The sequence below is a fragment of the Streptomyces venezuelae genome, assembly GCF_008642275.1.
GTDB classification, from domain to species: Bacteria; Actinomycetota; Actinomycetes; order Streptomycetales; family Streptomycetaceae; genus Streptomyces; species Streptomyces venezuelae_E.
Genome location: NZ_CP029189.1, coordinates 2967831 through 2989020 on the forward strand (window position 1 = coordinate 2967831; position 21190 = coordinate 2989020).

Sequence of the window (21190 nt, forward strand, 5' to 3'; positions counted from 1 at the left end):
TTTTCACGAATGTCCCTTCGTCGTCGAACGGTTCTCAGACGGTGCGGACGCCTGTGGTGCTGTGCCCGGCGCGCTGTCCGGGGTGAACCACGGCAGGACCGCCGTGGTGGTCTGGGGGGAGCGCTCCGGGCCGTCGGTGGCCGGGGCCGGCCCGGGGGGCCGCAGCGCCGGGATCCGCGGCAGCCGGGCCGTCACGGCGGAGGCGGCCGCCGCGGCCGCGGAGGCGGTCGTGTCCAGGGGACGCGTTCCGCGGTGGCGGCCGGCGGAGGCGGCGCTCGGCCGGACCCGGTCGACGACGGCCATGCCGACGCGGAAGACCGCGGCCGGGACCACCAGCAGGAGCAGGCCCCAGAAGAGCAGCACCCCGTACGGGCGGTCCACACCCCAGGGCTGCGTGGCCAGCACGGTCTCGCCGTACTTGAGGGAGATCGTGTAGTCGCCGTGGGCGCCGGCGGCCAGGCCCGCGTCGAGGGCGATCTCCGCCTTGCCGCCGGGCGGGATGGTGCCCTTCCAGCGGGCCTCCTCCCACAGCGGGGCGAACACCCCGTGCGCGGTGCCGAGCTGGAAGACCGGGTCCTTGACCGGGACCGGGCCGATATTGCCGACGGTGACCTTGAACTTCCGGGCGGGCGGGGCGCCGAACCAGGTCAGTACCCCGTCCTCGCCCTCCAGCCGGACCCCGGTGAGCACCGCGAGACGGGCCGTGCCGGTTTCGGCGGGCAGCTCGGCGACCGGGTGGTCGGTGATCTTCAGCGGGGTCGCGACGGTGGACTGGTCGCCGTTGACGGAGGTGACGTTGACGATGCAGGGGCACGGCTTGGGCGGTGCCACCACGGACAGCTGGGCCTTGAAACCCCCGTCGGCCGCGACGGAGACGGCGGCGCCGTCGGCGTTGGCGCAGCTGTTGGTGCCGCCGATCATGTTCTGGCCGCAGACCAGCAGCATCACCAGCGTCCTGGCCGGCCAGCCGGTACCGGTGACGGTGATCCCGGTGCCCTTGGCGGCCTCCTGGAGCGAAAGCGTCACGGCCGGCTCGCCCTCGGCGGCGGCGGCCCGGCCCGTGGGGAACAGGGCGAGGGCGCACACCGCCAGCCCCGCGGCCAGCAGGGCTCCGACTCTTCTCACCTGGCGGCTCCCGTCAGCTCGTGGTGCGGTGCAGGGGGCGTGGGTCCGGCCGTGGGCGGCGCGTCCGGCTCCGGGCCCGGGCCCGGTACGGACCGTCGGCGGCGTACGAGGTACAGCGCGGCGGCGGTGGCCGCGCCGAGGCCGAGCAGGCCGGCCCCGGCCGGGCCGTCCAGGTCCAGGGGGACGAACCAGCGCGAGCCGGTCGCCACCGCGCGGACGCCGCCGGGAGCGGTCACGGTGAGGGTGACGCGGACCCGGTCGAGGGCCGGCGCGCCGGGCCAGGGTTCGGTGAGCTCCACCCGCTGGCCGGGGAGCACTTCCACCGGGAGGGAGCGGCCGCGGGGCGGGTCGGACACCTCGCCGGTGAGGGCCTCGGCGCGGATCCGGAGCTCGGGGACGAGGGCCACGTTGCCGCGGTTGACGAGGGTGTAGGCGATGACGGCGGCCGGGCCCCGGCCCCGGACGGCGACGTCCTCGACCGTGAGGGCCGCCAGGGTGGGACCGCCGACCCGCAGGTGGACCCGTACGCCGACCTCGTGGCCGCTCTCGGTGGCGATCACGGCGGCGGGGTGGTCGCCGGGCGGGGACGACGGCGGCACGGTGAGGGTGAAGGGGACGAGGGCCCGGGTGCGGGGCGGCACCTTCACGGTGGCGGCGGCCCCGAAGCTGATCCAGGAACCGGCCCCGGTGGTCCCGCTGCCGGGCGCCGCCGGGCGGACCGCGAAGGCGCCGTCGGCCGTGTTGTAGGCGTCGGCCCCGCGCAGCGTCACGGTGCGCTCCTGGTCGGTGGTGTTGGCCAGGGCCAGCCGGTCCTCCAGCACGCTGCCCGGGGCGCCGGCCAGGTAGAAGTACGGGCGGGCGGTGGCCGCCGCTCCGGCTGCGGGCTCGGCGGTCCAGCCCGGCTCGTCGGCGGCCGCGGGGTGCGCGGGAGCCGCGCACAGCAGGGCGGCGGCGAACAGGAGGACGGCAGCGGCGCGCCTCGGTGTGGGGAGCAGGGGCATGACCGGGGTGCTCCGTTCAGGACCCGGCCCGCCGGCCGCGCCGGGTCAGCCAGAGCACGCCGACGGCGCCGGAGAGCAGCACGGTGCCGCCGAGGGTGCCGAGGGCCAGGGCGGAGTCGGTGGGCCCGGTCTGCGGGAGGGTGTCTCCGGTCGAGCCGGTGGAGCCCGTGGAGCCGGTGGAGCCCGTGGAGCCGGTCCCGCCGCCGGGCGCCGTGACGTCCAGTTCGAGCGAGGGCCCCGGGCTGTTGCCGGGGGTGCAGGTGGTCGTGGTGCCCATCGCCTTGATGGTGAGCACGCCGGCGGTGAAGGTGACCTTGCCGCTCTTCTTGGGCGTGTAGGTGCCCGAGAGGTCGGTGATCTTGATGGGGGTGTCCGGGGGGACGGCTTCGGGGTTGGACGGTCCCGAGACCGGTACGGACACCTTCTCCGCGCCGCCGACGACGATGACGGCGCTGGGGCTCATGGCGCCCTTGCCGAGCTCGATGGGGCTGGACGAGACGCCCTTCTGGAAGGACATCGTCAGCTTGTACCCGTCCCCCTCCTTGACGGACTTGATGTCGATGGGCGACACCGCCGACTTGTCCCCGATCGGGGTCTTGCAGTCGTAGGCGACGTCGACGACGGCGGCCTGGGCCACGGGGGCGGTGAACAGCACCGCCGATCCGGCCAGCGCGGAGGCCAGCGCGAGCGCGGTGGAGCGTTTGCGGTCGGACACCTTCGTCTTCCCCTCGGGCCACAGAAAACTGACGGAACATCAGATCGGTGGCTCAAGGTACGCCCGGGGCCTTACGGAGGGAAGACGAAGGACAGGCCCGAATTGACCGTTCGTCAGTAGGCGCGGACGCCCTTGCTCCACACCGCGGAGACGAGCGGCACACCCGGCCGGTAGGCCAGGTGGACATGGCTCGGGGCGTCCAGCAGGGCCAGGTCCGCGCGGGCCCCCGGGGCCACGATGCCGATGTCGCTGCGGCGCAGGGCGCGGGCACCGCCGGCGGTGGCCGACCACAGGGCCTCGTCGGGGGTCATCCTCATGTCGCGTACGGCGAGCGCGATGCAGAACGGCATCGAACTCGTGTAGGAGGAGCCGGGGTTGCAGTCCGTGGACAGGGCGACGGTGGCACCGGCGTCGATCAGCCGCCGGGCGTCGGGCCACTGGGCGCGCGTGGAGAACTCGGCGCCGGGCAGCAGGGTGGCGACGGTGGTGCCGGCGGCCTGCGCGAGGGCGTCGACGTCGGCGTCGGTGAGGTGGGTGCAGTGGTCGGCGGAGGCCGCTTCGAGCTCGACGGCGAGCTGGACGCCGGGCCCGTAGGAGAGCTGGTTGGCGTGCACGCGCGGGATCAGCCCGGCGGCGGCACCGGCGGTGAGGACCGCACGGGCCTGGTCGCCGTCGAAGGCCCCCTTCTCGCAGAAGACGTCCACCCAGCGGGCGTACGGGGCGCAGGCCTCCAGCATCTCGCCGGTGACGAGGTCGACGTAGCCGGCCGGGTCCTCGGCGAAGTCGGGGGAGACGATGTGCGCGCCGAGGTAGGTGACCTCCTCGGTGTGCGCGGCGGCGATGCGCAGGGCGCGGGCCTCGTCGGCGACGGTGAGGCCGTAGCCGGACTTGGTCTCGAAGGTGGTGGTGCCCTGGCGGCGGGCCTCGTCGAGGTGGCGGACGAGGTTCGCCTCCAGCTCGGCGTCGGTGGCGGCACGGGTGGCGGCGACGGTGGTGCGGATGCCGCCGGCGGAGTAGGCGCGGCCGGACATCCGGGCGTTGAACTCCTGGGTGCGGTCGCCGGCGAAGACGAGGTGGGAGTGGCTGTCGACGAAGCCGGGGATGACGGCCCGGCCCTGCGCGTCGAAGCTCTCGTCGGCGGCCGGGGCCTGTGCCGTCGGGCCGACCCAGGCGATGCGGTCGCCGTCGATGACGACGGCGGCGTTCTCGAGCAGGCCGAGGGGGCTGCCGTCGCCGACGGCGGGGTCGTTGGTGACGAGGCTGCCGATGTGGGTGATGGCCGTGGTGGTCACTGGGTTCCTCTCAGAGCTTGCTTGTCCCCCACCCCGCCCTTTCTCCGTGTCCCGGGGCTCCGCCCCGGACCCCGCGCCTCAAACGCCGGCGAGGCTGGATTTCCAGCCTGTCCAGGCGGCACCTCCCAGCGGTAGCCGGGGGAGTTTGAGGACCGGGTCCGGGCAGAGCCCGGTTTCGGGAAGGGGCGGGGTGGGGGAAAGCCCGCCGCAGGCGGCACGGTCAGGAGCGCAGGGCTGCGATGGACTCGGCAAGGGCGGACGGGACGTCCGGGACCAGGGTGTGGTGGCCGTCGCGGACGATGTGGCGGCCGCCGACCACCGTGTGGCGGACGTCGGAGGCGGTGGCGGCGAAGACGACGGTCTCGGCGCCGAGCCGCGGCAGCGGACCCGCCGTGCGTACGGAGTCCAGCGCGATCGTGGTGAAGTCCGCGAGCGCGCCCGTCTCCAGGCGGCCCGCGTCCGGCAGCCCGAGGGCGGCGTGGCCGTCCGCGGTGGCGGCGGTGAGCAGGGCGTTCGCCGTCCAGTGGCCCCGGGTTCGGCTGCGCAGGCGCTCGTTGAGCTCCATCGCGCGGGCCTCTTCGAGCAGGTCGATCACGGCGTGGCTGTCGCTGCCCAGGGACAGCGGGCTGCCCGCGTGCTGGAGCCGGGTCGCCGGGCCGATGCCGTCCGCGAGGTCGCGTTCGGTGGTGGGACACATGCAGGTGCCGGTGGTGGTCCCGCCGAGGAGGGCGATGTCGGTGTCGGTGAGGTGCGTGTTGTGCACACCGGTGGTGCGCGGGCCGAGCACGCCGTGGTCGGCGAGCAGCTGGGTCGGCGTGCGCCCGTGGGCGGCCTGGCAGGCGTCGTTCTCGGCGGTCTGCTCCGAGAGGTGGACGTGCAGGGGCGCCCGGCGTTCCTCGGCCCAGGCGGCGACGGTGGCCAGTTCGGCGGCGGGTACCGCGCGGACCGAGTGGATCGCCGCGCCGATCAGGGCGTGCTCGCGGGGCTTCAGCGCGCTCGCGCGCTCGGCCCAGGCCTCGGCGGTGCCGTCGGAGAAGCGCAGCTGGTGGGCGTTGGGGGCCTCCCCGAAGCCCGAGGACAGGTACGCGGTGTCCAGGAGCGTGATCCGGATGCCGGCCGCGGAGGCGGCCTCGATCAGGGCCTCGCCCATGGCGTTGGGGTCGGCGTACGCGGCGCCGCCGGGCGCGTGGTGGACGTAGTGGAACTCGCCGACGTTGGTGATGCCGGCCAGCGCCATCTCGGCGTACACGGCGCGGGCGAGCGCGAAGTAGCTGTCGGGCGTGAGGTTCTGGGCGACCTTGTACATCAGGTCGCGCCAGGTCCAGAAGGTGCCGGAACCGACCTGGACCGTGCCGCGCAGGGCCCGGTGGAAGGCATGGCTGTGCGCGTTGGCCAGCCCGGGGATCGTGAGGCCGCGCAGCACCTCGGCGCCGGGCGGCGGGGTCTGCACCCCGGTGCGCAGGGCGCCGATGCGCCCGTCTTCGGTGACATCGAGGGCGACGCCCGGCTCGACGTGGGTGTCGAGCCAGGCGTGCTCCAGCCAGTACGTCGTCAACGACATGCCAGGCCTTCCAGTACGTCGGCGAGGGCGAGGACGCCGGCCACGCAGTCGTCCTCGGCGGCGAACTCCCGCGGGGAGTGGGAGACGCCGGTCGGGTTCCGCACGAACAGCATGGCGGTCGGGACGGCGGCGGAGAGGATTCCGGCGTCGTGTCCCGCCCCGGTGCCGAGGACGGGGACCGAGCCGCCCAGGATCCGGTTCATCTCGTCGCGCAGGGCGTGCTCGAACTCGACGACCGGGGTGAAGGACTCCCGGACGATGCCGAGGTCGATGCCGTCCTGGTCGGCGCGCTCGCGGGCGGCCTTCTCGATGGCCGTGACGACCGTGTCGAGGGTGGCCTGGTCGGCGGCCCGGGAGTCGAGCCAGCCGCGCACCAGCGACGGGATGGCGTTGACCCCGTTGGGCTCGACCGCGATCTTCCCGAAGGTGGCGACGGCCCCGGCGAGGGCCGCCTCGCTGCGGGCGGCCAGCACGGTCGCCGCGTAGGTGAGCATCGGGTCGCGGCGGTCGACCAGCCGGGTGGTGCCGGCGTGGTTGGCCTCGCCGCGGAAGTCGAACCGCCAGCGGCCGTGCGGCCAGATCGCGGAGGCGATGCCGACCCGGTCCCCGGAGAGGTCCAGGGCCCGGCCCTGTTCCACGTGCAGCTCGACGAAGGCGCCGATGCGGCCGAGGCGTTCGGGGTCGGCCCCGATGGTCTCGGGGTCGTATCCGGCGGCCTCCATGGCCTGGGGCAGGGAGATGCCCTCGGCGTCGCGCAGCTCGTACGCCTTCTCCTTGGTCAGCTGCCCGGCGGCGAGCCGGGAGCCGACGCAGGCGAGCCCGAAGCGGGCGCCTTCCTCGTCACCGAAGTTGGTGATGGCCAGCGGCCGGGTGAACCGCACTCCCCTGCTGCGGAGCTCGTCCAGGGCCGCGAAGGAGGACACCACGCCGAGGGGGCCGTCGAAGGCCCCGCCGTCGGGGACGGAGTCCAGGTGCGAGCCGGTGACCACGGCGTCCCCGGCGAGGGGGTCGCCGAGCCAGGCCCACTGGTTGCCGTTGCGGTCGGTCTCGTACGTCAGTCCGCGCGCCTCGGCCTGCTCCTGGAACCAGGTCCGGCAGTCGGCGTCGGCCCCGGTCCAGGCGTGGCGGCGGTAGCCGCCGGTGCCGACGTCGCGGCCGACGGGCGCGAGCTCGGCCCACATCGCGTGGAACGACGGCGCCCCGCCGGAGCCCGCGGCCGGGGTGGCCGCGGGCGTGAACTCGGCCTCGCTCACGCGTCGTCGCCCTCACGCATGGGGACGCGGACGCCGCGCTCGTCGGCGACCGACTCGGCGATGTCGTAGCCGGCGTCGACGTGGCGGATGACGCCCATGCCGGGGTCGTTGGTGAGGACGCGGCGGATCTTCTCGCCGGCGAGCTTGGTGCCGTCGGCGACCGTGACCTGGCCGGCGTGGATCGAGCGGCCCATGCCGACGCCGCCGCCGTGGTGGATGGAGACCCAGGAGGCGCCGGAGGCGACGTTGACCATGGCGTTGAGCAGCGGCCAGTCGGCGATCGCGTCGGAGCCGTCGAGCATGGCCTCGGTCTCGCGGTACGGGGAGGCGACGGAGCCGCAGTCGAGGTGGTCGCGGCCGATGGCCAGCGGGGCGGCGAGGGTGCCGTCGGCGACCATCTCGTTGAAGCGCTCACCGGCCTTGTCGCGCTCGCCGTAGCCCAGCCAGCAGATGCGCGCGGGCAGGCCCTGGAAGTGGACGCGCTCGCCGGCCATCTTGATCCAGCGGTGCAGGGACTCGTTCTCGGGGAAGAGCTCCAGCATGGCCTTGTCGGTCTTGTGGATGTCCGAGGCCTCACCGGACAGGGCGGCCCAGCGGAAGGGGCCCTTGCCCTCGCAGAACAGCGGGCGGATGTAGGCCGGGACGAAGCCGGGGAAGGCGAAGGCGCGGTCGTAGCCGGCCAGCTGGGCCTCGCCGCGGATGGAGTTGCCGTAGTCGAAGACCTCGGCGCCGGCGTCCATGAAGCCGACCATGGCCTCGACGTGCTTGGCCATGGACTCGCGGGCGCGGGTGGTGAAGCCGGCCGGGTCCTTGGCGGCGTAGGAGGCCATGTCGTCGAAGTCGACGCCGACGGGCAGGTACGACAGCGGGTCGTGCGCCGAGGTCTGGTCGGTCACGATGTCGATGGGCGCGCCTTCGGCCAGCATCTGCGGGAGCAGCTCGGCGGCGTTGCCGAGGAGGCCGATGGAGAGCGGCTTGCGGGCGTCGCGGGCTTCGACGGCCAGCTGGAGGGCGTGGCGCAGGTCGTCGGCCTTGACGTCCAGGTAGCGGTGCTCGATGCGGCGGTCGATGGCGCGCGGGTCGACGTCGATGCAGATCGCGACGCCGTCGTTCATCGTCACGGCCAGCGGCTGGGCGCCGCCCATGCCGCCGAGGCCGGCGGTGAGGGTGATCGTGCCGGCCAGGGTTCCGTTGAACTTCTTGGCGGCGACGGCGGCGAAGGTCTCGTAGGTGCCCTGGAGGATGCCCTGGGTGCCGATGTAGATCCAGGACCCGGCGGTCATCTGGCCGTACATGGTCAGGCCCAGGTGCTCCAGACGGCGGAACTCCTCCCAATTGGCCCAGTCGCCGACGAGGTTGGAGTTGGCGAGCAGGACGCGCGGCGCCCACTCGTGGGTCTGCATCACGCCGACCGGGCGGCCGGACTGGACCAGCATCGTCTCGTCCTGCTTGAGGGTCTGCAGGGTGCGGACCATCGCGTCGTACGAGCGCCAGTCGCGGGCGGCCTTGCCGGTGCCGCCGTAGACGACGAGCTTGTCGGGGTGCTCCGCGACCTCGGGGTCGAGGTTGTTCTGCAGCATCCGCAGGGCGGCTTCCTGCTGCCATCCCAGGGTGCTGAGGTCGGTGCCTCGCGCGGCACGTACGGGGCGGGGTCCTGACATGGCGGTGCCTCCTCCGATGTTGGTCAATCTATTCACATCCTCGCGCCCTGAATAGATTCAGTCAACAGCTGCGGTCGGCCCCGCCGGATGATGGGATGGCCGACATGGGCACCGAGGGCGCCGCCGCGCGCCGCGATCTGGCCGTACGAGCCGCCGTCGAGCAGGGAATCGTCGGCGGGGCCGACCCCGCGCCACCCCTGGTCTGCCTGCTGGACGTCGCCGGGATCCGGGCCTCCGCCGCCGCCCTGACCGGCGCCTTCGCGGCCGCCCTCGCACCCGGCACCCCCGTCCTGCACGCCTTCGCCGTCAAGGCGGCCCCGCTCGTCCCGGTCCTGCGGCTGCTCGCGGACTCCGGGCTCGGCTGCGAGGCGGCGAGCCCCGGGGAGCTGGCGCTGGCCCGGGCGGCCGGGGTCCCCGCCGGCCTGACCGTCCTCGACTCCCCCGCCAAGACCGAGGCCGAGCTGCGCGAGGCCCTGGCCCTGGGCGTCGCCGTCAACGCCGACAACCGGCAGGAACTCGAACGCCTGGACGCGCTCGTCGCCGGGACGCCGACCGCGTCCCCGATCGGCGTCCGGATCAATCCGCAGAGCGGCGCGGGCGCCATCGACGCGCTGTCCACGGCGACGTCCACCTCGAAGTTCGGCGTCGCCCTGCGCGACCCCGGCGCGCGCGAATGGCTCGTACGGGCCTACCTGGACCGGCCCTGGCTCACCCGCCTGCACATCCACTCGGGCTCCCAGGGCGTTCCGCTGGCCCTGATCGCGGCAGGCGTACGGGACCTGCACGCGCTCGCCGAGGAGATCAACACGGCGGCCGGGCGGCGCCAGGTCGACACCCTCGACATCGGCGGCGGCCTGCCGGTGAACTTCGCCTCGGACGAGGAGACCCCCACCCACGCGCAGTACGTGGCCGCCCTGCGCGGGGCGGTCCCCGCCCTCTTCGACGGCTCGTACGGCCTCGTCACGGAGTTCGGCCGGTCCCTGCTGGCCAAGCACGGCCTGGTACTGGCCCGCGTCGAGTACACCAAGACGAGCGGATCCCGGCCGATCGCACTCACCCACGCCGGGGTCCAGGTGGCGACCCGCACCGCGTACGCCCCGGCGGCCTGGCCGGTGCGGATCCTGCCCTACGACGCGAAGGGCGCCCCGAAGACCGGCGACCCGGTGGCCCAGGACGTCGCGGGCCCGGCCTGCTTCGCGGGGGACCTGCTCGCCACCGCCCGCGAGCTGCCGCCGCTCGCCCCCGGCGACCTGATCGGCGTCCCGGACACCGGCGCGTACTTCTTCACGGCCCACTACGGCTACAACAGCCTGCCCCGCCCGGCGGTCCACGGGTTCACCCTCACGGCGTCGGGCGGGGTCCGCTTCAGCCTCGCCAGGCCTGCGCAGCACGTCCCGGCCATCGTCGCGGAGGCGGGGGGCGCCCTGCGGGACGCCTTGCTCGACCCTTGAACCCCCGCCGCCGGGCCAACGGGGGCGGGGACGGGGCGATGCGTCGCCCGTGAGCCGGCCGGTCCGTCGGTCTGCTCGCGCAGGGGTGGGGCCGTCGCTCCGGCGGACCCGCGCCTCGTGCCCGACCGCCTCGGCCTCCCTACAGCCGGTCCCCGTTGCCGGGTGACTTTGGAGGATGCGTCCCGCCACCGTCCTTGGTGTCCACGTCGCAGGTGCGTCGGTCGTAGGCCTGGTTGTTGGGTATCAACAACACTGCGGCAACCCGTCCGGGGTCCTCGACGGCGAGCCAGTCGTCACCCGTGTGCGGGTCGTCGGCCGGCCCGAACGCCTGGGACGAGCGAACCGTCCGACACCCCAACGCCACCCGCTCCTTGTCGACCGCGCAGGCGTCCACCGCGGGGCCGGAATACGTGGAAGCGCCGTCGAAGCGGAAGCGGAAGTGGACCCGGTCACCTTCGGAGGGCACCTGCGGGTGGGGCTCCAGGCGCCAGTCGACGACCTCGGCGGTGACGCCGAGAGGCCGCCCGCCCGTGTCCACGACCTGCACCCTGGCATCCGCCCTGCCGCGCTCCGCCGTCGTGTCGGTGCAGCTCCAGGAAGAGCAGCCGGACAGGGCGAGAACCACCAGAGCCAGCGGGGCGACGGCGAGTACCCGTGCGGGAAACACTGAGAAGACCTCCGGTCGGGGTGTGGTGCGGCAGGCCATCCGGGGCCTGCAGCTGCGGGTGACGGCGGCGAGCGCCTGCGGCGGGCCGGGCGCAGCTGCGCCGGACCGTCCGCGGTCCGGCGCTGCGCGACCACCGCCGGGGCTCACTCGACGAACAGGCCCCGGGCGGCCGCCCGCGCGTCGAAGGCCTCCAGCCGGGCCTGCGCGTCCGGCAGGGCGTCCGCCATCGACTCCAGCAGCACCCGGCCCAGCAGCATCGGCGCGCACGCCGTGTCGAAGGCCAGGCCGGTGCCGACCTGCGCCGGGATCAGCAGGTCCGAATGGCGGGCCACCGGGGCGAAGGCCGAGTCGGCGACCGTGACCACGGTCAGGCCGGCCCGCCGCGAGCGTTCCAGGGTGTCCACGACCTCCCTGGGGTGGCGGGGCAGCGCGAAGCAGAGCAGCGCCGTGGCCCCCTCGTAACGCGCCGCGTCGATCCGGTCCTCCATCATCGAGCCGCCCTCGTCGATGAGCCGTACGTCCGGGTGGACCTTCGACGCGAAGTACGCGAACCCGCGCGCCTGGGAGGACGCCGCCCGCAGACCGAGCACCAGCAGCGGGGTCGAGGCCGCGAGGAGCCGGCCCGCCTCCTGGACCGGCGCCGGATCGGCGAGCATCGCGGCCAGCTGCCGCAGGTTCTCGATCTCCCCCAGGACGGCCTGCTGGTACTCGTTGTACGAGTCCTCGTGCGCGGCCTCGGGCCGCTCGGCGGGGGCCACCTCGCGCAGGTGGCGGCGGAGCGCGGGATATCCGTCGAAGCCCAGCGCCACGGCGAACCGGGTCACCGAGGGCTGGCTCACCCCGGCCAGTTCCGCGAGCTCGACGCTCGACAGGAAGGGCACCTCCGCCGCCCCGCGCACCATGCAGTGCGCGATCCGCCGCTGGGTCGGCGTCAGCCGGTGCCCCTCGAACAGCTTCTGCAGCCGCGCGGCCGGGCTGTCACTCATCCCGTCCCCTCCGTCCCGGTGAGATATTCAGTCACGGAGCACTCTGCATGCGCTTATGCAGCGGAGCAAGCCGTGCCCGCGATCCGGATAGGGGTGCTAGCCCCAGTGCCGGGGCCCGCCGGGGTTCCTACGGTGAGGGCATGGACGCGCACACCCGAGAGCTGAAGAAGGAATTCGACGCGACGATGGACGCCCGGCGCGAGCTGGGTCCGGAGTACGAGGCCGCGCTCGTGGACTCGTTCGTCGAGAAGGTCGACACGCAGGTCCGGCGCCGGCTCGCGGAGGAGCGCCTGTCCGCCGCCCGCGGTGACGGCCGGGCGGCGTCCGCCGCCCCGGGGGACGGGAACTTCGGCGAACGCTTCGGCTTCGCGGTCATCACCCTGGTGCTGGCGATCCCGCTGTCGGCCATCGCCGCCACACAGGCGCGGCTGCCGGGGCTGATCGTCACCTGGGTGGGGATCGTCGGCGTGAACTTCATCCACGCCGCCCGCCTCCGGCGCGGTCGGCAGGCTCCCCGGGACTGATGCCCGTACGCCGGTGCGGCGCCGCCGCGGGGGCGAGTGAGCCGAAGGGGCGCGCCGGGGAGCGAGGGCGAGCGCGCGGAGGAAACCGTGAGGCACGAGCGGTTTCCGAGCACGTACGCCGCGTCACGAGCCGGCACGAGGCGCCACGGAGGCGTACCGAGCCCGCAAAAACGGGAACGCGCGGGGACCGCCGCACCCTCGGTCGCCCGAGGGGCGGGACGACGGCGGTCCCCGCGAAGGACACGGCCGGGTCAGGGCCGTCCGCGTCCGTGGCGTACGCGAGGTCCGGGAGCCGCTCCGGAGGTACGCACACGCCGTTCCGTGGTGCCGGCCGGGTCCCGGTCTCCCGGAGCTCCCTGCCGACGAGAACCACTGTGCCGGAGCCGTGTTAAGCGGGTGCTGCCGTCACGTGTCATGCCCGTACCGATTGCGCGAAGGCCGCGCCATCGGACGGGTACCCGGGGTGGAGGCGGGCGGTGGGTCCGCGCCTCCTCCCCCGAGCGGGCCGCGGGCTACTTCGGGGACTTGGCCAGGAAGGCCAGCAGGTCCTGACGGCTCACCACACCGGTGGGCTTGCCCTCGACCAGCACGATCGCCGCGTCCGCCTCGCCGAGCACCGACATCAGCTCGGACACCGGCTCGCCGGAGCCGACCTGCGGCAGCGGGGAGCTCATGTGCTTCTCCAGCGGGTCGGTCAGGGAGGCGCGCTGGGCGAACAGCGCCGCCAGGAGCTCCTTCTCGACCACGGAACCGATGACCTCGGCGGCCATCACGTCCGGGTGACCCGCGCCCGGCTTGACGATCGGCATCTGCGAGACGCCGTACTCGCGCAGGACCTCGATGGCCTCGCCGACGGTCTCCTCGGGGTGCATGTGGACGAGGGAGGGGATGCCGCCCTCCTTGTCGTTCAGCACGTCGCCGATGCGTGCGGCGGGGCCCGCCTCCTCCAGGAAGCCGTGTCCCGCCATCCACTCGTCGCTGAAGATCTTGCTGAGGTAGCCGCGGCCGCTGTCCGGCAGCAGGACGACGACCACGTCGTCCGGGCCGAGGCCCTCGGCGGCCTTCAGCGCCGCGACGACCGCCATGCCGCAGGAGCCGCCGACGAGCAGGCCCTCCTCCTTGGCGAGGCGGCGGGTCATCTGGAAGGAGTCCTTGTCGGACACCGCGATGATCTCGTCGGTCACGTCCGGGTCGTAGGCCGTCGGCCAGAAGTCCTCACCGACGCCCTCGACCAGGTACGGCCGGCCGGAGCCGCCCGAGTAGACCGAGCCCTCGGGGTCGGCGCCGATGACCTTGACCTTCCCGCCGCTGACCTGCTTGAGGTAGTTGCCGGTACCGGAGATCGTGCCGCCCGTGCCGACACCCGCGACGAAATGGGTGATCTTGCCGTCCGTCTGGTCCCACAGCTCGGGGCCGGTGGTCTCGTAGTGCGAACGGGGGTTGTTCGGGTTGCTGTACTGGTCGGGCTTCCAGGCGCCGGGCTCGCGCGCGAGGCGGTCGGACACGTTGTAGTACGAGTCCGGGTGCTCGGGGTCGACGGCGGTCGGGCAGACCACGACCTCGGCGCCGTACGCGCGCATCACGTTGATCTTGTCCATGGACACCTTGTCAGGGCAGACGAAGATGCACTTGTAGCCCTTCTGCTGGGCCACGATGGCGAGTCCTACACCCGTGTTGCCGCTGGTCGGCTCCACGATGGTGCCACCGGGCTTGAGGGCTCCGCTCTGCTCGGCGGCCTCGATCATCCGTACGGCGATCCGGTCCTTCACGGATCCACCGGGATTGAAGTACTCGACCTTCGCAAGGACGGTGGCCTGCAGGCCTTCGGTCACACGGTTGAGCTTCACCAGCGGGGTGTTGCCGACGAGGCTGATCATCGAGTCGTGGAATTGCACCATGTTCTCCAAGGAGGGGACTCCACGGGTTCTCCGGGAGGTCCGGCCAGAGTATGCCGAAAGGGATTGGCCGACCGTCCGTACGGGGCAGGTAGGGGTCAACGAGGACCGAGGAGGTGGCCTGAAGGATGTCCAGGGCGAGAACAGCCCGCCGGATCGCGGCGGGGGCAGCGTACGGCGGAGGCGGGATCGGACTGGTCGGGGCCGCCGCGGTCGGGCTGGTGGTGGCCGAGATGCAGTTCGCGAGGCGGGCGGTCGGGTCCGGACTGCCCGAGCCACCGCGTGCCGACGGGCTGTACGGGAGCGAGTTCGGCGGGCCGGAGCAGAGCCCGGGCCCGCTGCGCCTGGGCATGCTGGGTGATTCCACGGCCGCGGGACTGGGCGTGCGGCGGGCCCGGCAGACCCCGGCGGCCCTGATGGCCTCCGGGCTGGCCGCGGTGGCGGAGCGGCCGGTGGAGCTGCGCAACGTGGCCCTTTCGGGGGCCATGTCGGACGATCTGGACCGGCAGGTCGGTCTGCTGCTGGACGGCGCCGGCCCGCCCCCGGACGTCTGCGTGATCATGATCGGCGCGAACGACGTGACCCGCCGGATGCCGCCGACCCAGTCGGTGCGCCTGCTCACCTCGGCCGTGCGCAGGCTGCGCATGGCCGGTTCCGAGGTCGTCGTGGGCACCTGCCCGGACCTGGGCACGATCGAGCCGGTCTACCAGCCGCTGCGCTGGCTGGCGCGCCGGGTCTCACGCCAGCTGGCCGCCGCGCAGACCATAGGAGTGGTCGCGCTGGGCGCCCGTACGGTCTCCATGGGGGACCTGCTGGGCCCGGAGTTCGCCGCGAACCCGCGCGAGATGTTCGGCCCGGACTCCTACCACCCGTCGGCCGAGGGGTACGCGACCGCCGCCATGGCCGTGCTGCCGACCCTGTGCGCGACACTGGGCCTGTGGCCTGAGTCGGACCGGCTGGACGTGTCCCGGGACGAGGACATGCTGCCGGTGGCGAAGGCCGCGTCGGCCGCGGCGGGCCAGGCGGGTACGGAGGTCACGGCCGCCCGCGGTCCCTGGGTGCTGCTCAAGCACCGCCGCCGGCGGCGGGTGCCGGCCACGGACCCGGCGCAGACGACCGTCACCTGAGAGCGGCACCACGGGCCGAGTGCGGCCCGTGTCACACGCCCCGGCCGGTGACCTGGACCGTACGGGGCGGTAACTTCGCTTGCGGTCCCGCACAGAGCCGCAACACACCCTTGGAGTCCCGATGCCCGAAGCCGTCATCGTTTCCACCGCCCGCTCCCCCATCGGGCGCGCCTTCAAGGGGTCCCTCAAGGACGTGCGGCCGGACGACCTGACCGCGACGGTCATCCAGGCCGCGCTGGCCAAGGTCCCCGGGCTGGACCCGCGCGAGATCGACGACCTGATGCTGGGCTGCGGTCTGCCCGGCGGCGAGCAGGGCAACAACCTGGCCCGCATCGTGGCCGTGCAGATGGGCATGGACTTCCTGCCCGGCACCACCATCACCCGCTACTGCTCCTCCTCGCTGCAGACCTCCCGGATGGCCCTGCACGCCATCAAGGCGGGCGAGGGCGATGTCTTCATCTCGGCCGGTGTCGAGATGGTGTCGCGGTTCGCCAAGGGCAACTCGGACTCCTGGCCCGACACCCACAACCCGCTGTTCGCCGAGGCCGAGGCCCGCACGGCGGCCGTCGCCGAGTCGACCGGCTCCGGCTGGCACGACCCGCGCGAGGACGGCCTGGTGCCGGACGCGTACATCGCGATGGGCCAGACCGCCGAGAACCTGGCCCGCATCAAGGGCGTGACCCGTCAGGACATGGACGAGTTCGGCGTCCGCTCGCAGAACCTCGCGGAAGAGGCCATCAAGAACGGCTTCTGGGCCCGCGAGATCACCCCGGTCACCACCCCGGACGGAACGGTCGTCTCCGGGGACGACGGCCCGCGCGCCGGCGTGACCCTGGAGGGCGTGCAGGGCCTCAAGCCCGTCTTCCGCCCCGACGGCCTGGTCACGGCCGCCAACTGCTGCCCGCTCAACGACGGCGCCGCGGCGCTGGTCATCATGAGCGACACCAAGGCCCGTGACCTCGGCCTGACCCCGCTGGCCCGGATCGTCTCCACCGGCGTCACCGGCCTCTCCCCCGAGATCATGGGCCTGGGCCCGGTCGAGGCATCGAAGCAGGCCCTGAAGCGGGCCGGCCTCACGGTCGGCGACATCGACCTCTTCGAGATCAACGAGGCCTTCGCGGCCCAGGTCATCCCGTCGTACCGGGACCTGGAGATCCCGCTGGAGAAGCTGAACGTCAACGGCGGGGCCATCGCCGTCGGTCACCCCTTCGGGATGACCGGTGCGCGCATCACCGGCACCCTGATCAACGGCCTGCAGTTCCACGACAAGCAGTTCGGCCTGGAGACCATGTGCGTGGGCGGCGGCCAGGGCATGGCCATGGTCATCGAGCGGCTGAGCTGAGCCGTAGCGGAGGGTAGGGGTCGCACCGAGGAACGAGGGGCGGCACCTGCCCGCAGCGGTGGCGAAGCTCAGCGCGACCGACGAAGCGAGCGGCTGAGCTGAGCCGTAGCGGAGGGTAGGGGTCGCACCGAGGAACGAGGGGCGGCACCTGCCCGCAGCGGTGGCGAAGCTCAGCGCGACCAAAGAAGCGAGCGGCTGAGCTGATTGGATCAAGCGTGCGACCCAGGCGCCGCAAGGGATCCGGCCGGATCCCTTGCGGCGTACTGACACCGGATCTAACCCGGTCGCGGCCGAGCTGTGACCAAATTTCCCCCAGGATGTGACCTATCTCCTGGGGGATCGATGTTTATGCAGGTCAGGGCTGATGCGGATGCGGCGTGTGTGACCAAAGCCCTGTCCATTTCGTGACGTAATGCACTGCACGCCATTCCCAGGTCGGGACACTCTGATGTAGGAAGTCGGGGGATCGAATCACCTCAGGAGTTAGTCAGTGAGCGCCATGTCTCTTGCCCTGCTGCTGACCACGGCCGCTGCCACCGCCGTGGGCGCTGCTGCGCTGCACGCCGTCCACGGTCTGCGCAAGCAGGTCGCCGCCCTGCGCACCGAGCTGGCGGTGCCGGTCCACCCCCGCGGTGCGACCGTCCCGCACGCCCGCAGCGCCGTGGAGTCCCCCGCCGCGGAGATACGAGCCGCCGTGGCCGAGGCCCTCGCCGAGGAGCGCGAGCGCGAGCTCGCCGAGGCGCGGGCCTTCTGGGCCGCGCAGGAGGCCCGTGACGCCGCCGACGCCCCCTCGCTGCTGGGCGGCATGCCCGGGCTCGGCGAGGACAGCCCGGTCTTCCTGCCCCGGCAGGCCGACCTGGTGGGTCTGGAGCCCGTACTCGGCGAGGAGATCCTCGACGAGCTTCCCGGGTACCCCGAGGATTCGGCCGAGCTGGCCGCCGCGCGCCGGCGCCACCCCTCGCACCCCGACTTCGTACCGGTCCAGGCCTCGCACCCCGGCGCCGACCACGAGCGCACCGTGCACCGCCTGGAGGAGCTCGCGGAGGCCCGTACGGCCCTCGCGGACGTCCGCCCGGGCCCGCTCGGCACGCTCGACGTGTACGTCTTCACCGACGGCACGACGCTGTGCATGACCCCGGGGCACCGGGAGACCGCGGAGCGCCTCGCCGAGGCCCTGCGCTCGGGCACCGCGCCGGTCCTGCTGGGCGGCTCGGGGATCTCCGGCGCCTACGCGCTGACCTTCTCCTGCGGCGACTCCGAGGACCCCGACAGCAACGTCTACATCCTCGCGGACCGCGTCATCGCATCGCTCTGATCTCCGCCTGCTCCACCAGCCGCACGGCCTCGTCCAGTACCTCGGACGGGGCCTTCGCGCTGTCCGGGGCCGCGGTGCGCAGTGCCTCGGCGAGGTCCAGCCCGGTCACGGCGACCTGGTCGCCGACCACGAAGACGCCGGCGTCCGGCACCTGCTTCGGCTCCTGCCCGGGCGTCTCGATCCGCTGGGCCCGTACGGAGAGCTCGCGGGCCAGGTCCAGCGCCGCGGCGGCGGCGCCCTGCTGCAGGCGGCTCTGCGGCGCGGCCCGCAGCCGGTCGGCGAACCGTTCCACGACGGCGGTCAGGGGCGAAGTATCAAGCACCCGGCCGACCTTACGCGCCGGCCGGGCACCATTGCCAACGGGCGAACTCTCCGGCACGGTGGCGTGAAGAGAACAGCACGGCGATACCTCCGGAGGCGCCCATGTCCGTAGAGTTCTCCGAACAGACACACCGCAACATGATCGACAGAATCCCCCAGACCACCGGTCGTGAAGTCTCCGACTGGCTCCGCACCGTGGACGACGGTCCGTCGCTCGTCCGGTTCGAGGAGAAGGTCAGCTGGCTGCGCGGCGCGCACGAGCTGTCGTACGGCCAGGCGAAGGCGATCATCCACGAGTACGACCTGCGCAGAGCCGCACGCCGGTTCGGCTGAGCCCCCTTCCCCCGATACCCCGACCGCCCCCGCACCCCGAATGCGGGAAGGCCCCGCGAGCGGTGTGCTCGCGGGGCCTTCCCCGTGCCGTGCGCAGGCCGGTGGCCGGCCCGCGGGTCCTGCTAGTCGTCGCCCGAGAGGATCGAGAAGATGCGCAGCATCTCGACGTAGATCCAGACCAGGGTCATGGTGAGGGCGAAGGCCGCCAGCCAGGCCTCCTCGCGGGGGGCGCCGTAGGCGATGCCGTCCTCGACCTGCTTGAAGTCGAGGGCGAGGAAGCAGGCGCCGAGGATGACACCGATGGCACCGAAGAGCAGGCCGAGGCCGCCGCTGCGGAAGCCGAGGCCGTCACCGCCGCCGAAGACCGCGAACAGGGAGTTCACGAGCATGAGCAGGATGAAGCCCAGCGTCGCCGCCATCACGAAGCCGTAGAAGCGGCGGGTGACCCGGATCCAGCGCATCTTGTACGCGAACAGCACGGCGGCGAAGACGCACATCGTGCCCATCACGGCCTGCATGACCACGCCGGGGCCGAGGTACGTGCTGACGGCCGCGCTGATGACGCCGAGGAACACGCCCTCGAACGCCGCATAGGCCAGGATCAGGCCCGGGACGGGCTTGCTCTTGAAGGACTGGATCATCGCGAAGACGAAGGCGATGAGGCCTGCGCCGATGGCGATGCCGTAGGACATGCCGAGGTTGTCCGGGTCGACCGGCAGCGCCACCCAGGCGAGGGTCGCCGTCACGATGAGCGTGCCGAGCGTCATGGCCGAACGGCTCACGACGTCGTCCATCGTCATCACGTTGGCGCGGGCCGGGGCCTGGGGCATGCCGGTGGTCGGGTCGGCCGCGTACGGGTTCGTCGCGTACGGGTTGGTCCCGGCCTGCTGCGGCTGCGCGTCAAAGCCCGCGTAGCCACCGTTGTCGCGGCTGAACCCCCGTCGCGAGAAGACCGGGTTACTGCTCCTCATCTCACTCCTCCGTGGCCACCGAGCGCGGCCTTGCATCAAGAGTAATGCGCTCGCAAAAAAAGCACCCTACTGCTGGAGGAGGATCTTAGGAGAGGCCACGACGGAACGCTGTGAATAAAGGGGGAGGATCATGGAGGATTCCCCACGCCGTCCGCACCGGCCCGGAACGGACGACCCGGGTCGGACCACACCCCGTGCGCTCGCCCCCGCGTTCCACCCGGCCGGCGGGAGGCGGGCCCGCGCCTCGTCGACGGGGCCACGGAGGAATGCGGTCCGTCCGCGCCCGGGAGGCGCTCGCGCCGCGCGTGGCGCTGTGTTCCCGCCGTGTTCCCGATCCCGGGGACGGTCGTGTTCCGAGAAGGTCGCCCCTGCGGGCCGGACACCGTGCCATTGATGGTGCCCGGAGCCGGACTTGAACCGGCACGGCCCGAAGGCCAGCGAGGTTTAAGCTCGCCGTGTCTGCATTCCACCATCCGGGCAAGGCGTGGCGGCCCCCGTGAAAAAGCCTTGAACGCTAAGCCGAGCCTATCCGGATCAGACCCCCTGCCAACCTGCGAACTTTCCGATGTTGTCTGATTTTATTGGCGCTTGAGGGTTCGTCAGCCCGAGAACGCACGGTCCGCCCGTTGTGGACGTCGATCATCACCTGTACGGGAATGACGGGATTTCGACGGCCCACGCCACCCCCCGCGCCACCCCGGGTCAGAGCCCGCCGGACGGGCTCCTGTCATACCAGAGGAGGACACGCGCCCGCCCGCCGTCAGACTCCAGTGGGCCGGGGAACAGGCACGGCGGCTGATCCGCGACGGGGACACCCGGAGCGAGGATGGAAACGTCCCCGCACCGCAGACCGAGGAGCCGTCCCGTGACCACCATGAACTACGCCCCGCACACCACCCAGGCCGTGGCCGCCCGCGCCACCGGCCTCTCCAAGGTGTACGGCCAGGGCGAGACCCAGGTGGTCGCCCTCAAGAACGTCACGGTGGACTTCGCCCAGGGGCAGTTCACCGCGATCATGGGCCCCTCGGGCTCCGGCAAGTCCACGCTGATGCACTGCGTCGCCGGACTCGACACCTTCTCCGAGGGCTCCGTCCGCATCGGCGACACCGAGCTGGGCAGCCTCAAGGACAAGCAGCTCACCCAGCTCCGCCGGGACAAGATCGGCTTCATCTTCCAGGCCTTCAACCTGCTGCCGACCCTGACGGCCCTGGAGAACATCACGCTCCCCATGGACATCGCCGGCCGCAAGCCCGACAAGCAGTGGCTCGACTCCGTGATCGACATGGTCGGCCTCTCGGGGCGCCTCTCCCACCGGCCCACCCAGCTCTCCGGCGGCCAGCAGCAGCGCGTGGCCGTGGCCCGCGCCCTGGCCTCCCGCCCCGAGATCATCTTCGGCGACGAGCCGACCGGAAACCTCGACTCCCGCTCCGGCGCCGAGGTCCTCGGCTTCCTGCGCAACTCGGTGCGCGAGCTCGGCCAGACCGTGGTGATGGTCACCCACGACCCGGTCGCCGCCTCCTACGCGGACCGCGTCATCTTCCTCGCCGACGGCGAGATCGTCCGCGAGATGCTCAACCCCACCGCCGACAGCGTGCTGGACTGCATGAAGGCCTTCGACGCCAAGGGCCGCACCAGCTGATCCGGGCCACC

At 72.8% G+C, this 21190-nt stretch carries 19 protein-coding genes and 1 tRNA gene; 7 read left to right on the forward strand and 13 right to left on the reverse strand.

What is annotated here, in order from left to right:
- Positions 1–3: 3 nt before the first annotated feature.
- From DEJ51_RS12785 to hutU, 7 genes are all read right to left on the reverse strand, one after another.
- Entirely contained in the window at positions 4–1125 is a 1122-nt protein-coding gene (locus DEJ51_RS12785; RefSeq protein WP_150257702.1) for a hypothetical protein, read from the reverse strand.
- Positions 1122–2126: a hypothetical protein gene (locus DEJ51_RS12790; protein WP_150257703.1), complete on the reverse strand. Its 1005-nt coding sequence runs from the start codon at positions 2124–2126 to the stop codon at positions 1122–1124. The genes DEJ51_RS12785 and DEJ51_RS12790 overlap by 4 nt, the downstream gene beginning before the upstream one ends.
- Positions 2127–2142: 16 nt before the next feature.
- A complete protein-coding gene (locus DEJ51_RS12795) occupies positions 2143–2841 on the reverse strand; it encodes an LPXTG cell wall anchor domain-containing protein (protein WP_150257704.1) in 699 nt (232 codons plus the stop codon).
- Between the two features lie 113 nt (positions 2842–2954).
- Positions 2955–4133 carry an imidazolonepropionase gene (gene hutI / locus DEJ51_RS12800; protein ID WP_150257705.1) on the reverse strand — a complete coding sequence of 393 codons (1179 nt, stop codon included), beginning with the start codon at positions 4131–4133 and terminating at the stop codon, positions 2955–2957.
- 220 nt (positions 4134–4353) lie between these two features.
- Positions 4354–5694, reverse strand: a complete 1341-nt coding sequence (locus DEJ51_RS12805) for a formimidoylglutamate deiminase (protein ID WP_150257706.1) — start codon at positions 5692–5694, stop codon at positions 4354–4356.
- The gene (locus tag DEJ51_RS12810; protein WP_150261870.1) at positions 5685–6875 is read right to left on the reverse strand and encodes an allantoate amidohydrolase; all 1191 of its coding nucleotides are present in this window, start codon (positions 6873–6875) and stop codon (positions 5685–5687) included. The genes DEJ51_RS12805 and DEJ51_RS12810 overlap by 10 nt, the downstream gene beginning before the upstream one ends.
- Before the next feature lie 68 nt (positions 6876–6943).
- Positions 6944–8608 (reverse strand): urocanate hydratase, encoded by a 1665-nt coding sequence (gene hutU, locus DEJ51_RS12815; RefSeq protein WP_150257707.1) that lies wholly within the window; start codon positions 8606–8608, stop codon positions 6944–6946.
- 95 nt (positions 8609–8703) lie between these two features.
- Between hutU and DEJ51_RS12820 the strand changes: the two genes are divergently transcribed.
- Positions 8704–10059, forward strand: a complete 1356-nt coding sequence (locus DEJ51_RS12820) for a diaminopimelate decarboxylase (protein WP_411757306.1) — start codon at positions 8704–8706, stop codon at positions 10057–10059.
- A 139-nt stretch (positions 10060–10198) separates the two neighbouring features.
- Here the strand turns inward: DEJ51_RS12820 and DEJ51_RS12825 are convergent, their stop codons facing one another.
- On the reverse strand, positions 10199–10726 hold the full coding sequence (locus DEJ51_RS12825; RefSeq protein ID WP_190620345.1) for a hypothetical protein: 528 nt from the start codon (positions 10724–10726) through the stop codon (positions 10199–10201).
- 143 nt (positions 10727–10869) lie between these two features.
- A complete protein-coding gene (locus DEJ51_RS12830) occupies positions 10870–11712 on the reverse strand; it encodes a MurR/RpiR family transcriptional regulator (RefSeq protein WP_150257708.1) in 843 nt (280 codons plus the stop codon).
- 140 nt (positions 11713–11852) lie between these two features.
- Between DEJ51_RS12830 and DEJ51_RS12835 the strand changes: the two genes are divergently transcribed.
- On the forward strand, positions 11853–12236 hold the full coding sequence (locus DEJ51_RS12835) for a hypothetical protein (protein ID WP_150257709.1): 384 nt from the start codon (positions 11853–11855) through the stop codon (positions 12234–12236).
- 512 nt (positions 12237–12748) lie between these two features.
- Here the strand turns inward: DEJ51_RS12835 and DEJ51_RS12840 are convergent.
- Entirely contained in the window at positions 12749–14131 is a 1383-nt protein-coding gene (locus tag DEJ51_RS12840) for a cystathionine beta-synthase (RefSeq protein ID WP_150261873.1), read from the reverse strand.
- 128 nt (positions 14132–14259) lie between these two features.
- Here DEJ51_RS12840 and DEJ51_RS12845 point away from each other — a divergent pair, with 128 nt between their 5' ends.
- From DEJ51_RS12845 to DEJ51_RS12855, 3 genes are all read left to right on the forward strand, one after another.
- Positions 14260–15258 (forward strand): SGNH/GDSL hydrolase family protein, encoded by a 999-nt coding sequence (locus DEJ51_RS12845; protein ID WP_150257710.1) that lies wholly within the window; start codon positions 14260–14262, stop codon positions 15256–15258.
- Positions 15259–15379: 121 nt separating this feature from the next.
- Positions 15380–16600, forward strand: coding sequence for an acetyl-CoA C-acetyltransferase (locus DEJ51_RS12850; protein WP_150257711.1), 1221 nt, complete (start codon positions 15380–15382; stop codon positions 16598–16600).
- Positions 16601–17099: 499 nt separating this feature from the next.
- Positions 17100–17915, forward strand: a complete 816-nt coding sequence (locus DEJ51_RS12855) for a hypothetical protein (RefSeq protein WP_150261874.1) — start codon at positions 17100–17102, stop codon at positions 17913–17915.
- On the opposite strand, the gene DEJ51_RS12860 is transcribed toward DEJ51_RS12855, so the two are convergent.
- A complete protein-coding gene (locus tag DEJ51_RS12860) occupies positions 17899–18237 on the reverse strand; it encodes a hypothetical protein (protein ID WP_150257712.1) in 339 nt (112 codons plus the stop codon). The genes DEJ51_RS12855 and DEJ51_RS12860 overlap by 17 nt on opposite strands.
- A 101-nt stretch (positions 18238–18338) precedes the next feature.
- Between DEJ51_RS12860 and DEJ51_RS12865 the strand changes: the two genes are divergently transcribed.
- Positions 18339–18569, forward strand: a complete 231-nt coding sequence (locus tag DEJ51_RS12865; RefSeq protein WP_030010339.1) for a DUF4287 domain-containing protein — start codon at positions 18339–18341, stop codon at positions 18567–18569.
- Between the two features lie 122 nt (positions 18570–18691).
- Here DEJ51_RS12865 and DEJ51_RS12870 read toward each other — a convergent pair whose 3' ends face one another.
- Both DEJ51_RS12870 and DEJ51_RS12875 read right to left on the reverse strand, forming a co-directional pair.
- Entirely contained in the window at positions 18692–19540 is an 849-nt protein-coding gene (locus DEJ51_RS12870) for a Bax inhibitor-1/YccA family membrane protein (protein ID WP_030724672.1), read from the reverse strand.
- 394 nt (positions 19541–19934) lie between these two features.
- Positions 19935–20019 (reverse strand) — tRNA-Leu (locus tag DEJ51_RS12875).
- A gap of 395 nt (positions 20020–20414) precedes the next feature.
- Between DEJ51_RS12875 and DEJ51_RS12880 the strand changes: the two genes are divergently transcribed.
- The gene (locus tag DEJ51_RS12880; RefSeq protein ID WP_150261875.1) at positions 20415–21179 is read left to right on the forward strand and encodes an ABC transporter ATP-binding protein; all 765 of its coding nucleotides are present in this window, start codon (positions 20415–20417) and stop codon (positions 21177–21179) included.
- The last annotated feature ends 11 nt before the right edge of the window (positions 21180–21190 follow it).